The organism is Empedobacter sp. UBA1574 (assembly GCF_002322895.1).
GTDB classification, from domain to species: domain Bacteria; phylum Bacteroidota; class Bacteroidia; order Flavobacteriales; family Weeksellaceae; genus Empedobacter; species Empedobacter falsenii_B.
This window is the reverse complement of sequence record NZ_DCOI01000033.1, coordinates 1-14,171: the sequence shown is the minus strand read 5'-3', so window position 1 is coordinate 14,171 and position 14,171 is coordinate 1. Positions and strand designations below refer to the sequence as shown.

The 14,171-nt window shown below is 30.9% G+C and carries 14 protein-coding genes; 9 read left to right on the top strand and 5 right to left on the bottom strand.

Features of this window, described 5'->3' with window-relative positions; translation table 11 throughout:
* The first annotated feature begins 15 nt into the window (after positions 1-15).
* Both lptB and B3578_RS10855 read left to right on the top strand, forming a co-directional pair.
* Positions 16-744 (top strand): LPS export ABC transporter ATP-binding protein, encoded by a 729-nt coding sequence (gene lptB / locus B3578_RS10860; protein ID WP_125348857.1) that lies wholly within the window; start codon positions 16-18, stop codon positions 742-744.
* A gap of 234 nt (positions 745-978) precedes the next feature.
* Positions 979-1,680 (top strand): polysaccharide deacetylase family protein, encoded by a 702-nt coding sequence (locus B3578_RS10855; RefSeq protein WP_291048809.1) that lies wholly within the window; start codon positions 979-981, stop codon positions 1,678-1,680.
* Positions 1,681-1,711: 31 nt separating this feature from the next.
* Here B3578_RS10855 and B3578_RS10850 read toward each other — a convergent pair whose 3' ends face one another.
* Both B3578_RS10850 and B3578_RS10845 read right to left on the bottom strand, forming a co-directional pair.
* A complete protein-coding gene (locus B3578_RS10850) occupies positions 1,712-1,951 on the bottom strand; it encodes a hypothetical protein (RefSeq protein ID WP_038334521.1) in 240 nt (79 codons plus the stop codon).
* A 127-nt stretch (positions 1,952-2,078) separates the two neighbouring features.
* On the bottom strand, positions 2,079-2,597 hold the full coding sequence (locus tag B3578_RS10845; protein WP_180904942.1) for a nucleoside 2-deoxyribosyltransferase domain-containing protein: 519 nt from the start codon (positions 2,595-2,597) through the stop codon (positions 2,079-2,081).
* Between the two features lie 148 nt (positions 2,598-2,745).
* Here B3578_RS10845 and B3578_RS10840 point away from each other — a divergent pair, with 148 nt between their 5' ends.
* Positions 2,746-3,339, top strand: a complete 594-nt coding sequence (locus B3578_RS10840; RefSeq protein WP_221856011.1) for a hypothetical protein — start codon at positions 2,746-2,748, stop codon at positions 3,337-3,339.
* A gap of 73 nt (positions 3,340-3,412) precedes the next feature.
* Here B3578_RS10840 and B3578_RS10835 read toward each other — a convergent pair whose 3' ends face one another.
* Together B3578_RS10835 and B3578_RS10830 are read right to left on the bottom strand one after the other, a co-directional pair.
* Complete coding sequence (locus B3578_RS10835; protein WP_286494645.1) at positions 3,413-3,856, bottom strand: DUF4822 domain-containing protein; 444 nt, start codon at positions 3,854-3,856, stop codon at positions 3,413-3,415.
* A gap of 184 nt (positions 3,857-4,040) precedes the next feature.
* Positions 4,041-4,175, bottom strand: coding sequence for a 30S ribosomal protein THX (locus tag B3578_RS10830; RefSeq protein WP_219033578.1), 135 nt, complete (start codon positions 4,173-4,175; stop codon positions 4,041-4,043).
* 153 nt (positions 4,176-4,328) lie between these two features.
* Between B3578_RS10830 and B3578_RS10825 the strand changes: the two genes are divergently transcribed.
* From B3578_RS10825 to B3578_RS10815, 3 genes are read left to right on the top strand one after another with little or no spacing between them, the layout of a single operon-like run.
* Entirely contained in the window at positions 4,329-4,484 is a 156-nt protein-coding gene (locus tag B3578_RS10825; protein WP_185144078.1) for a hypothetical protein, read from the top strand.
* Between the two features lie 2 nt (positions 4,485-4,486).
* Positions 4,487-5,692: a metallophosphoesterase family protein gene (locus tag B3578_RS10820; protein ID WP_125348858.1), complete on the top strand. Its 1,206-nt coding sequence runs from the start codon at positions 4,487-4,489 to the stop codon at positions 5,690-5,692.
* Positions 5,692-8,733 (top strand): AAA family ATPase, encoded by a 3,042-nt coding sequence (locus B3578_RS10815; protein WP_286494643.1) that lies wholly within the window; start codon positions 5,692-5,694, stop codon positions 8,731-8,733. The genes B3578_RS10820 and B3578_RS10815 overlap by 1 nt, the downstream gene beginning before the upstream one ends.
* A 73-nt stretch (positions 8,734-8,806) precedes the next feature.
* Here B3578_RS10815 and B3578_RS10810 read toward each other — a convergent pair whose 3' ends face one another.
* Positions 8,807-9,886, bottom strand: coding sequence for a TerC family protein (locus B3578_RS10810; protein ID WP_286494642.1), 1,080 nt, complete (start codon positions 9,884-9,886; stop codon positions 8,807-8,809).
* A 111-nt stretch (positions 9,887-9,997) separates the two neighbouring features.
* Between B3578_RS10810 and B3578_RS10805 the strand changes: the two genes are divergently transcribed.
* Genes B3578_RS10805 through bshA form a run of 3 tightly spaced genes read left to right on the top strand, consistent with a single transcriptional unit; the run spans position 9,998 to position 14,039 of the window.
* Complete coding sequence (locus B3578_RS10805) at positions 9,998-11,746, top strand: glycoside hydrolase family 3 protein (RefSeq protein ID WP_260391930.1); 1,749 nt, start codon at positions 9,998-10,000, stop codon at positions 11,744-11,746.
* A gap of 2 nt (positions 11,747-11,748) precedes the next feature.
* On the top strand, positions 11,749-12,879 hold the full coding sequence (locus B3578_RS10800; RefSeq protein ID WP_125348799.1) for a serine hydrolase domain-containing protein: 1,131 nt from the start codon (positions 11,749-11,751) through the stop codon (positions 12,877-12,879).
* 23 nt (positions 12,880-12,902) lie between these two features.
* Entirely contained in the window at positions 12,903-14,039 is a 1,137-nt protein-coding gene (gene bshA, locus B3578_RS10795) for an N-acetyl-alpha-D-glucosaminyl L-malate synthase BshA (RefSeq protein WP_125348800.1), read from the top strand.
* The last annotated feature ends 132 nt before the right edge of the window (positions 14,040-14,171 follow it).

Here is a 14,171-nt window from a genome sequence, read left to right as displayed (position 1 = left end):
TGAAGCGATATGGGAATTGTATTAAAAGGTCAGAATTTAGTAAAAGATTACGGTAAAAAACATGTCGTAAAAAATGTGTCTTTTCAAGTAGAACAAGGAGAAATTATTGGATTATTAGGACCAAATGGTGCTGGTAAAACGACTTCTTTCTACATGATTGTTGGTTTGGTAAAGGCTACGCAAGGAAAAGTTTTTTTGGATAAACAAGATATCACAAACGATGCGATGTACAAACGCGCGCAAAAAGGTATTGGATATTTGGCGCAAGAAGCCTCTGTTTTTCGTAAACTTTCTGTAGAAGATAATATCAAATCAGTTTTACAATTCACGAAACATTCCAAAAAAGAGCAACAAATGCGCACAGATGCTTTGATTGAAGAGTTCTCGTTAGAGCATGTTCGTAAAAATCGTGGTGATTTACTTTCTGGAGGTGAGCGTCGTCGTTGCGAAATAGCACGTTGTTTGGCAACAGAACCTAATTTTATTTTATTAGATGAGCCTTTTGCTGGAGTTGACCCTATTGCGGTTGAGGATATTCAGAAAATTGTACGTTCGTTAAAAGATAAAAATATCGGAATCTTAATTACCGATCATAATGTATCGCAAACGCTTGCAATTACCGATAAAACATATATTATGTTCGAAGGTAAAATCTTGAAAGAAGGTTCGCCAGAAGAATTAGCAAATGATGAAGATGTTCGTCGCGTTTATCTAGGTGAAAACTTTATGTATCAGCAGATATAAATTACAATATAGTATTTTCTAAACCACTCAATTTTGAGTGGTTTTTTTTTAAAACTTCAAAATCATCTAAAATTAAAATTTGCTTAATTTTAAAAATTTCTGATTTTAATAGTTGCTTTTTCGATATATTTAACTACTAAAACTTACTGATAAAGAATGCTAAAACTCAACTATTATTTTGTTTGTCTGATTTCAATTTTTGTGTTGAATAGCTGTACACACGAATAAGATGCGATAAAAGAAACAAAAAAATCTACAAATAGAGGAGGAGTGGTGCTTACATTTGATGATGATTATGTGGACGAATGGTTCAATGCGAATTTAAAATTGAAACAATACAATTGGAAAGGAACGTTTTATGTAACGCATTTTGATAAGCTTTCGGAGAGTCAAATTCGTGAGTTAACTTATCTGCAACAAAACGGAAATGAGATTGCTGCGGATGGTTTAATTCATGTATATACAACAAAGTATATAAAAGAATTTGGAGGAAAAGAATTTATTGAAAAAGAAATCGCTCCAATGCTAAGTTTGATGAAAAACAAAGGTTTTGATGTAACCGATTTTTCTTATCCTTATGGCGATCGAAGTGTAGAATCGGGTCAATTACTTTTCAATCATTTTAAAACCTTAAGAGGAACAACTTATGGAAACGAAGCGCCTAATTTTCAGAACTGTTATTATCAAAATAAACCGTTATTTTTTGGTTTAGGAATCGATAATAGTTACGAGCATTTTAATGTGCCTTATTATATTTCGTTGTTGCAATATGCAAAGGATAACAATAAGATAGTCATTTTTTACGCGCATAAAACAGTTGTAAAAGCAATTAATAATTATGAAACTGAATTTAAAACCTTAGAAGAGATTTGCAAGTTTGTGAAGAATAATGATATGAAGTTTTATACAGTTAATGACTTACAAAAATTGAAATAAAAAAATGCTCAAATTCTTGAGCATTTTTCGTTTATTCTATAAAAAGTAAATCTCCTTTTTGATTAACAGCCTCTTTGAAATAAAGATAAACATCTTGTATATCAAAACGTCTAAAATTGATAGCGTTAGAAATATTTTGTTCAGGAAGTTGATAAATCATTTCAAAATTTAACATGCTACCAAAACCAGAACTCTCGATTTTTTCGACCAAAATTCCTAAAGATTCTAATCGTTCAATCAACCGATTAATTTCCAAATCATTATGTTTCATAATCTGTAAAACTTACTATTAAAGCGGTTTCAAAGCTAAAACATAAATTTTTAAAATAAGATTTTGAGAAATAAAATTATATGTTAAACCTTTCGATTCAAAACTTAATTCTCTCTCTTATAATTAATTATTTTAGAATATTTTTTAAATAATCTAACACATTTTCTATCGAATCAAATTGTTTTACACCATATTTTTCTGCCGTAATATCAACATTTCCTTTTCGCCAAAAACCATCTGGACAAATCACCAAAAGTTTTCCACTTTTTGCATACAATCCCATTTCTAACAAACTAATCGGACTTTTAGAATCTTTTCCAAAAAACATAATAATATAGTCTGCATTTTCTAATGCATTCAACTCCCATTCCACTTGTTTGCGAAATTCGGGCTCTTCTTTCACAGGCTTCCAAGCGGTATTCCAATCATCACGACGAGGATTTAGCAAGATGACTTTTTCATTTTTCAATTCTTTTGAAACCTTCGCTTGCCAATCTTCAGAATTTCTCATATCAATTGTTCCGCCCAAAAATATCTTTGTACGTTGATCATTTTTAGGAAGTTTATTCGGCGATTTTATTTCAAGAGATTGAGCAAAAATTGTAGTATTCAATAATAGAAATAAGGCAAATAAAATTGCTTTCATGTTGTTTTTGTTTCTGTAAATATAATGAGGTTGTTGATTTTGTATTTAATGACTTTTGTTAGAATTGGCTTGAAACAAAGAATATTTAACATAGATTTTATACTTTTTGAATAGATTTGAGGTTGTTTAGTATAAATAATAATCATACATGAAAAAGTTATTACCTTTTTTTGCTGCTTTTGTAATCTTTTCTTGTCAAGAAGACGAAGTGACAACTCCAGTCAAAGAACAGCCTACGAATCCTCAACCAACGGAAACTGAAATTTTCAAATTCGATAAAAATGTTTCAATTTTAGATGCATACTATTACAAAGGAATAAACGGAAAAGATTATCCGGTAGAAGCAGAAGCTTTTTTCAAGAAAACGTGGACGCTTTACGAAGATCCTTCTGTCAAATCTATTGAATTGAAAAAAGATTCGATTATAATCAATGAAGAATTGAAAACGTCTAAATTTAAATCAACTATAGAAGAAAATAATCTGTATGCTACTGACGGTTCAAGAAAAATATTGTTGGGTCGAATTGATAAAACAACAAATTCATTTTATTTGTTCAAACATTTTGAGTCTTATGCTGTTGTAGATCCTGAAAATGGAAGTTCTGCTTCTGGTAAAAGTTCTTCTTTTGGAAAAATTACAAAAGACAATATTTTTCCAAGAATTATAGATAAGCCTGAAAGTTTAAAACAAGAAGGAGCTTATGTTTTTTGGAATAATGTTGAATATAAATTTGTGAAATAATAACAAAAAAAGCTAAGTGTCAATTGACGCTTAGCTTTTTAAATTTAAATATTTGGATGATATTGATGTGACACTATTTTGTTGGCTCTTTGTGAGCTTTAGGCGTATGTACGATATAGAAATAAACAGATTTATCATCATTAGACGGATAAATTCTGTAAGTAAATTCTTGTTTTGTTAAAACTGTAATGTCAACAATTCGTGTAAACAAAACTTCTACTGCATCATTTTTAGCAACGATTGTTCTTGTTTTTCCTTCTTCAGAAACAGACCAATCTCCTTTCATTTTTGGCGTATCATCTAAATTGAACATAGTAAATGTATCATCTTTTTTGAAATAGGTATAACCTACAAAATTAGAAACATTAGTGTCTGTTAAGGCTACATTTTGTCCTTTATTGTTCAAAGCATTAGTTGTTTCCCAAGAAGTAAAGGATAAAATTTCGCTTGGCGTTAATTGCTCTGTAATTCCTGAATCATCATCATTGTTACAACTAAAAAGTGTTAATCCAACCAATAATACAAAAATGCTTGTTGTAATTCTTTTTAAAAATATTCATGTTTTATTTTTTGATAGCACAAATAAACTCAATATTTAATGGCTTAAATTGTAGATTTTATTCTCATCATTGGATAAATTATTGTTGAGTTGAATAAAATAAAAAAGCTGAAAATCAATCCTGATTTTCAGCTTCAAAAAATTACTTTTTAGCTTTTTTGGTTGGTTTTTCTTCAACAACATCTTCCTCATAATAATACTTATGTCTCGGACGTTTTACACCATAAGAGCCATTCACAATTTTTCCTCTTCTCGATTTTTTATCGCCTTTTCCCATTATAAATGTTTTAAAATTAATAAATTCGATTACTTTCTAGCCAAGTTAATAATTTCAATTTAGTTGGACAAAAGATTTACAATTCTTTATCATTTAATCTAACTTTGCGACATCATTTGGCGTGGAGAAAAATTAATTTTAAACCAAATAGAAATGAGTAGAAATACAGATGCAAATAAAAAAGCGCATAAGAAAAAGTTAGATCAAAAGAAACGTAAAGCGCAAGAAGCCGAAGCTGAACGCAAAGCTCGATTAAAAGCAATCAATCAACGATTTAATGATAAAAATAAACCAGAAACGGAAGAATAATGATAAAAATTCTACATACAGCCGATTGGCACTTGGGCAAAAAATTGGATAGTTTTTCGCGATTAGAAGAACAAATTTTAGTGATGAACGAGATTATCGAAATTGCAGATCAACAACAAGTCGATTTGGTACTTATTGCGGGCGATTTATTTGATAATTTTAATCCAAGTGTGGAAGCTGTAGAATTATTTTATAAAACATTAAAAAGACTTTCGAATAACGGAAAACGTCCTGTTGTAGCGATTTCTGGTAATCACGATTCTCCAAGTTTGATTGATGCGCCAGATCCGTTGGCACGCGAATGTGGAATTATTTTGATTGGTTATCCAAATGCAAAAATTCAGGAATTTGAATTAAATGATTTCAAAATTTTAAAATCTGTAGAAGGAATGATTGAATTGAAATTAAATTCTTTCGATTACCCGATTCGAATTATTCATACGCCTTATGCAAACGAAATTCGTTTGAAACAATATTTTGGAGAGAATAAAGAAGATGCATTGAATGAAGTTTTAGCGACAAATTGGAAAAATATTGCGGATGAATATTGTGACGAAAATGGTGTTAATTTATTGATAGCACATTTGTATATGAACCAAAAAGGTGCTGAAATTTTAGAGGAACCAGAAGGCGAAAAACCGATTAAAATTGGAAATGCAGATATGATTTTTTCCGAAGCTATTCCGCCTCAAATTCAATATACAGCGCTTGGACATTTGCATGGTTTTAAGAACATCGGAACAGAAGAAAAACCTGTTGTGTACAGCTCTTCGCCTTTGTGTTATAGTTTTTCCGAAGCTGGTCAAACCAAGTATGTTTCGGTAATAGAAGCAGAACCAAATAAAACTATTTCTTATCATAAAATTGAATTAAAGCATGGAAAACCGCTTATTCGAAAAACTTTTGATGATATAAATTTAGCTGTAGAATGGTTGAATGAAAATCAAAATGCGTTGGTTGAATTGATTTTAGAAAGTGATTCTTTTTTGAAAGCTGATGAACGAAAATTGATTTATCAATCACATGATGGAATTATTCATTTGATTCCGAAAGTTAAAAATCAAGAGGTTGAAATGGTTGAGTATAAGTTTGCAGATCAAACAAAAGATATGAAGGAATTGTTTGCAGATTATTTCAAATCGAAAAATGGAAATCAAGAACCAAACGACGAAATAAAGGATTTGTTTAACGAAATTTTGAATTCATAATGATTCCAGTAAAATTAACCATAGAAGGACTTTATTCGTATCAAGAACGTCAAACAATTGACTTTTCTGAATTAACAGAAGCAGGATTATTTGGAATTTTCGGGAATGTAGGTTCCGGAAAATCGTCAATTTTGGAAGCGATTATGTACGTTTTGTATGGCGAAACAGAACGTCTAAATTCCAAAGATAAGCGTGCTTACAATATGATGAATTTGAAATCGAATTTGGCATATATCGAGTTTGATTTCTATAATTTTGAACAAAAATTATTCAGAGCAACACGTGAATTTAAAAGAAATTCGAAACGTTTTGAAGATGTAAAATCGCCAATAGTTGTTTTTTATGAACAAAAAGACAATGAATGGATTCCGCTTAATCATTCGAAAGCAGAAGAAATAATTGGGTTGAGTTACGAAAATTTCAAACGAACAATTATTATTCCGCAAGGGCAATTCAAGGAATTTATTGAGTTGGGTGCAAAAGATCGAACACAAATGATGAAGGAAATTTTTGGACTTCATCGTTATGATTTACAAGATAAAGTTGCAGCTTTAAATTCTCAAAACTTAACGAATTTGAATCAACTAGAAGGGAAATTATCTGGATTTGAAGAAGTTTCGGAAGAAAAAATAAAAGAGCTTGAAGAAAATTTGATTGAGCAAACAAAAGTTACCAATCAAGTTCAAGAAGAATATAATCAAATGAATGAATCATTTCAACGTTTAAAAGCGTTGAAATCAGATTTTGAGACTTTAAAACAAAAGAAAATTGATTTTGAAAAAGTTTCAGTTCAGAAAAATGAAATGGATCAACGAAAACTTGAAATTGAGCGCTATGAATTGATTTTTAATGCGTTTTCTCAACTTTTAGAAAATCATAAAAAACTTTCAAATCAGATTGAAGAAAAGTCAATTTCAGTTGAAAATCAACAAAAACAACTGACTTTAATCGAGAATCAAATCAAAGAAATTTCGAACCAAATTGAAGCGATTAAAACTGATTATGAAACTTTACCAATAAAACGAAAAGAAGAAACAGATTTAGAATTAATAGTTCAAATTTTAACTTTTTCAGAGGAGATAGAAAAGTTAAAAGTAAGAACAGCAAAAGGTTTGAAAGAAGTTGAAGAGGTTCAGAAAAATGAACAGAAAATTGAAGCTTCAATCAAATTATCTGAAAAAGAAGTCAAAACTTTAGCTGAGTCAAAAATAGATGCGCAAACATTGATGGAGGTTGGAAATTGGTTTGTTCAGAATCAAAATTTGCAACAATCTATTCAGAAACAACAAACTAAAATAGATGAGCAAAAGCAACAAATTAATGTTTTCGAAGCTCAATTCAAAACAGATAATATTGAAATTTCAAGTTTTGAAAATTGGTTTAGTTCTGAATTTGAAAAGCTTGAATCAACTAAAAAATCAATTGAAAAACAGAAAAATGAATTAGAAGTTCAGCAAAAGTTGGTTCATTTTGCACATAATTTACACGAAGGTGAATCTTGTCCGCTTTGTGGCGCTTTAGAGCATCCGAATATTGTTGAAATTGATGATATTTCCACGAAATTTGAAGTTGTAAATAATGAATTAAATCAAATTGATGAAAAGTTAAAATCGCTTCAGAAAAAACAAAATGAAGTTCAGAAAATGATTGATCAAAAACAGTTTATTGAAAAACAAATTGCACAAGAAAATCAAGTTTTGAATGATCTGAAAATTGAACAAGAAAATCATCTGAATTTGTTTGTTTGGAAAGATTTTGATTCGAAAAATGTTGAATTATTTGAAGAAAAAAAGAAAGCAGCTGTTGCTTTGGACAAAACAATTTCGGATAAAAATAAAGAGATTGAAACTTTTCGTGAAACTTTAGAGAAAGAACGTGAATCTGTTGAAAAATATAAAAATGCTTTAGAAAAATTTAGATTAGAAGAAGCTGAAAAAGCTTCTCAAATCAAGCAAAATCAAGCAAATTTGAAAGTCTTGAAATTTGAAGATTTTCAAAATCAAACAACAGAAAATGTGCTTCAAAATTTGAATGATTTAAAGTTAAATAATACAAAAATTGAACAAGATTATATTCAATTTACAGAAAGTTTAAATCAATTGAATCCAAAATTAGCTTCTCAAAAAACTTCAATTGAATTAGTTGAAAAACAACTTATTGAGTTAAAAGAAGAGTTGGCTATTAATCAAAATCAAATAGAAAAAGCATTAGAAAAATATCAAATACAAAACATTGAAGAGGTTCAATTTGTTTTAAATCAGAAATTTAATGTTTCTCAAATCAGAAAAGAGTTGGAAGATTTTCGAATTTTGTATGAAACGTTGAAAAATTTAATTCATGAATTAGAGCAAAAATTATCGGAAGTTTCTTTTGATGAAACGATTTATAAAATACAAGAAGAAAAATTGATTTTTGTGACAAGTCAATTGAAAGAAGCTACTGAAGTTGTAACTAAAATAAAAGCTGAAATTGAGCGATTGAATAAATCTTTTGTAGAAAAGAAAGATTTGTTAATTGAATTGGAAAAGTTGAAAAAGCGTGCGGCTAATTTACAAACGATGCGAAATTTGTTTAATTCAGCAGGATTTGTGCAATATGTTTCGTTAATTTATTTGAAACAATTATGTGATAACGCAAATGTGAGATTTCATCGAATGACGAGAAATCAATTAAGTTTACAAATGAATGACAACAATGATTTTGAGATTATAGATTATTTGAACGAAGGTCGTTCACGTAGTGTGAAAACGCTTTCTGGGGGACAATCTTTCCAAGTTTCTTTGAGTTTGGCTTTGGCTTTGGCAGAAAGTGTGCAAACAAATGCGAAGTCGGAAAAGAACTTCTTCTTTATTGATGAAGGTTTTGGAACGCAAGACGCAGATGCGGTAAATATCGTGTTTGAAACGTTGATGAGTTTACAAAAAGAAAACCGAATTGTCGGAATTATTTCTCACGTAGACGAATTAAAAGATCGAATTCCAGTTGCTTTGCAAATCACAAAAGATGAAGAAAGAGGTAGTTTGATAGAAGTTGTTTCGTAAGGTATAATGATTATAAAATAAACCCCAAGATTGAATTTAATCTTGGGGTTTATCATTATATGAAGATAATAATCTATTCCTTAACCTCTGATTTATTCGAAATTAACGACCAAATAATTGTTATTAATAAAACTCCACCAATTATTGACAATGAAATAGTCGATTCGAAATGATAGAATGGCATAATAATCATTTTAATTCCGATAAAACTTAAAATAATCGCTAAGCCGTAATGTAGTTTATTGAATTTATCCATTGAATTTGCCAACAAGAAATATAATGAACGAAGTCCTAAAATTGCAAAAATATTAGATGAATATAGAATAAAAGGATCGTCTGGAGCAACAGCGAATATAGCAGGAATACTATCTACAGCGAAAACCAAATCAGTTACTTCAATTACCATTAAAGCGACGAAAAGTGGTGTTGCCATTTTAATTCCGTTTTGAACAGAAAAGAATTTATCTCCATCAAAATTCGGTGTAACTTTAAAGAATTTGTGTACCAATTTAACACCAAAATTTTGTGATAAATCTTGATTTTCATCATCATCACTTGATTTCCAAGATTTGATTCCGGCGACAATTAAGAAGAAACCAAACAGTGTTAAAACGACATTTGGACGGAAGAATTGTTTTGCTTCAAAATTTGCATGAGTTGCTTCATCACCAAGATTAAAGTGCCAATCTCCAATAGAAAAAGATGGTAAATAAGTCATTTTAATTAATTCAACACCTGCAAAAATAAAGATTGCTCTAAAAAGAAGAGCACCTAAAATTCCCCAAAAAAGGACTTTATGTTGATATTCTTTTGGAATTTTAAAGAATCCAAAAACGAGTATGAAGACGAATAAATTATCTACGGATAAGGCTTTTTCTATCCAATACGCCGCCTGGAATTGCGAAAATTTATTGATGGCAAATGCATGTCCATCTGCTTCTTTAAAAACGAAATAAATCACTCCACTAAAAATCATCGCCAAGGAAATCCAAACGATAGTCCAAGTAAGCGCTTCTTTGTTCGAAACCGCGTGTGCATTTTTATTAAAAACACCTAAATCAAGTAGTAACATAATAATTACTGCAACTCCAAAAACAGTTATTAGTCCAGGATGATTCAACATGCTATCCTGTACAACACTGAAAATACTCATATAAATTTATTTAATTTGACAATTTACTATAAATTTACCAATCCTAACTTGATTGGCCTTTAAAAAATGTTTCTAAAAAAGAAAAAACAAGCAAAATTAATTTATTCCGGAATGAAAAGAGTAATCGCATACGTATTCTTAACAATTATTTTACCTATAGCTTCGAAAGCGCAACACGTTTCGCCATTGTACAAAGATTCTATTCAGATGAAATGGGTGAATGAGAAGTATAATTCAATGTCATTGGAAGAAAAAGTAGGTCAGTTATTTATCGTTGCAGCCTATACAAATAGAGATGTGGTGCATGAAAATGATATTCAAAAATTAATTGAAGAAGAACATATCGGAGGATTAATTTTTATGCAAGATCAAGCGGCTCATCAAATTGAGTTGACAAATAAATTTCAATCTATTTCTAAAATTCCATTGTTAATTGGAATGGATGCAGAATGGGGATTGGCAATGCGTTTGAAAGGAGTGGAGCGTTTTCCTTGGAATATGACGCTTGGTGCTCTACGCAATAATAAGTTGGTGTATCAAGTTGGAAAACAAATTGGTATACAAGCGAACAGAATGGGTGTTCAGTTTAATTTTTCACCTTCAGTTGATGTCAATGTTAATCCAAATAACCCAATTATCGGGAATCGTTCTTTTGGTTCAAATCCAGATCGAGTTGCAGAAAAAGGAATTGCTTATATGGATGGAATGCGTGCGCAAAACGTATTATCGTCTGCAAAACATTTTCCTGGACATGGAAATACAGATCAAGATTCGCACAAAGTTTTGCCGTTGATTCCAGATAATAAAGCAGATTTAGAGAAATATCACATTGCACCTTTCAAGAAAATGATTGATGAAGGTGTACAGTCAATTATGGTGGCGCATCTAAATGTTCCAGCTTTAGAACCAGATCCAAAAATACCTTCAACTTTATCTAAAAATATTATTACAGATTATTTGAAAGGAGAATTACAATTCAAAGGAATTGTGATTACAGATGCGTTGAATATGGATGGTGTAGCAAAAATGTTTCCTGCTGGTGATGTAGATTATAGAGCATTTGTAGCGGGAAATGATATTTTATTGTTTTCGCAAAATGTACACGTTGGGAAACAAAAAATTATTGATGCAATAAATAAAGGTCAGATTTCTGAAGCACGTTTAGAAGAAAGTGTGAAGAAAATTTTGATGGCAAAATATATTACAGGTTTAAATGAAATAAAAACTTTAAATTCTGCAAATGTTTTAGAAGATTTAAATTCTCCTGAAAATTTAGCGTTAACAACTAAAATTTTTGAGAAAGCTTCGACAGTTGTAAAGAATGAACACAAACTTTTACCAATTAAAAAATTGAATCAAAAAATAGCTTTTGTTCCCCTTGAACAAACAGATTATGATCAATTTTTGAGACATTTACAAAAATATACAAATGTTGAGTTGGTGAAGATTTCAAATCCAAATCAGATCAATTTATTGAATGATTATGATGTGATTATTTCGGGAGCGTTTTTATCGAATGAAACGGTTTACAAACCATATAAATTGTCAGATAACTCGAAAGCAATTTTGAAAGCATTACCAAAAGATAAAAAGAAAATCTTCTCATTATTCACAAGTCCTTATGGTTTGAAAGATCTTGATTTATCAAATTTAGATGCGGTTACAGTTCATTATCAAAATACAAAAGATGCGCAAGCAGCTGCTGCGCAAGTTATTTTTGGAGCAATTGATGCAGATGGAACATTTCCGGTAGATATCAATCAAAACTTGAAAGAAGGGCAAGGAATTGTAACAAAACACATCAAACGTTTAGGATTTACTGCACCTGAAAATGTGAATTTAGGAAAAAAAAACTCTTAGAAATAGATAAACTTGCCGAAGAAGCAATTGCAAATCATTACACGCCTGGAATGCAAATTTTAGTCGCAAAAGACGGGAAAATCGTGTATGATAAAAGCTTTGGAACTCAAGATAAAAATTCTTTAAAAAAAGTGAAGTGGACAGATTTATATGATGTCGCTTCTGTAACAAAGGTGACGGCGACGTTGCCTTTGTTGATGCTGGAGGTAAACGAAGGAAAATTAAACCTTGAGCAAACAATTGGAGAAATTGATAATGATGCAAAAAACTCGAACAAATCTTCCTTAAAAGTTCGTGAAGTATTAGCGCATCAAGCTGGTCTTAAGCCATGGATTGGTTTTTACAATGAAACTGTCAATGTAAAAAATGCGCGATTATATTTAGATTTCTATTCGAGAAAGCAAGATGAGGAACATCAGATAAAAGTTACAGATAACATTTATATTATCAACTCTATTAAAGATACGATTTACGAAGATATTTATAAATCATCTTTAGGCCGTAAATCATACGAATACTCAGACTTAGGCTATTATATTTTCAAGAAGAAATTAGAAAAGGATTTTGGGAAAGATTTGAATCAATTGACACAAGAAAAATTTTATCAATCATTGGGAATGTATCGCACAACTTTTAATCCAAAAGAAAAATTTAGTTTAGAAGATATTATTCCAACCGAATACGACAAAACCTATAGAAATCAATTGGTACATGGTTTTGTACACGATCAAGGAGCTGCGATGATGGGCGGAATTGCTGGTCATGCTGGTTTATTCTCTAACTCGATTGATTTGGCAAAATTGATGCAAATGTATTTGAATGGTGGAGAATATGGCGATGAGGTTTATTTGAAGCCAGAGATAGTTGCGGAATTTACAAAACAACAATTCAAAGGAAATCATCGTGGAGCTGGTTTTGATAAAATGCAACATATTTCTAAAGTTGGCCCATCTGTCGAAAGTTTTGGTCATACAGGTTTTACTGGATCTATGGTTTGGGCTGATCCTAAATATAACATAGTGTATATTTTTCTTTCGAATCGTGTCAATGAAACCGTCGAACCAAATTATCTTTCCATTAAAAAAGTGAGAGAAAATATTCGACAAGTAATTTATGAAGCAATTTTACCTTAAATTTGTCTAAATAAAAATCGCGAATGAAAATAGGAATTGTATGCTATCCAACCTATGGAGGGAGTGGAATTGTGGCAACAGAACTGGGAATGGATTTAGCGGAAAAAGGTCATGAAGTACATTTTTTTAGCACAAATGTTCCTGCGAGATTAAACATCAAATTACCAAATATATACTTTCATCGAATTCATGTCGAAACGTATCCATTGTTTCAATATCAGCCATACGATTTGGCGTTGAGTACAATTTTGTATGATAAAGTTTTGCATTACGAATTAGATTTGGTTCATGTACATTATGCGATCCCGCATGCGTATGCGGCGTATTTTACGAAACAAATGTTGGCTCGAAAGGGGTATAAATTACCAATTGTAACAACGTTGCACGGAACAGATATTACGTTGGTAGGGAAACATCCTGTGTATAAAACGGCTGTTGAGTTTTCGATCAATGAATCGGATGCTGTAACGTCAGTTTCCGAAAGTTTGAAACAAGATACTTTACAAGCATTTGACATTACAAATGAAATAGAAGTAGTGCCAAATTTTATTGATAATGATCAATATTTGCCAGAGAAATGTGTGTGTTGTCGTGATAATTTTGCGCAACCAAAAGAGAAGGTAATTTTGCACACTTCAAACTTGAGAAAGGTAAAACGTATTGAAGATGTAATTGGAACGTTTAATTTGATCCAGAAACAAATTCCATCGAAATTGATTATTGCTGGAGAAGGTCCTGAATGGGATATGGCGGATCAAATGATTCAAGAATTTGGAATTCAAGATAAAGTGAAAAGTCTTGGAATGGTAAGTGACTTGAATGATGTTTTGAAAGCGGCAGATTTATTCCTTTTACCTTCCGAACAAGAAAGTTTTGGTTTGGCAGCACTTGAAGCTATGGCGGCAAGTGTTCCGGTTATTTCGTCCAATGCAGGCGGAATTCCAGAAGTAAATATTAACGGAGTCACTGGTTTTGTTTGCCCAGTAGGAGATATTGAAATGATGGCAGAAAAAGCGATTTATATTTTAGAGGACGAAAAGCGTTTGGCAGAGTTTAGTTATCAAGCAAAAGAACAAGCGATACGATTTGATAAAACGAATATTCTTCCGCAATATGAAGAATTGTATCGCAAAGTAATTGCAAAATCTAAAATCGGGTAAATCCCGATTTTTTTATTTAATAGGATTTTCTTCCTCCCATTTTTTCCATGACGTCTTATCGCCTTTTAACCATAAGATATATTGTTTTATTATTAAGCCAGAAATTGCGTCTGGATATCCCCCTGAATTTTC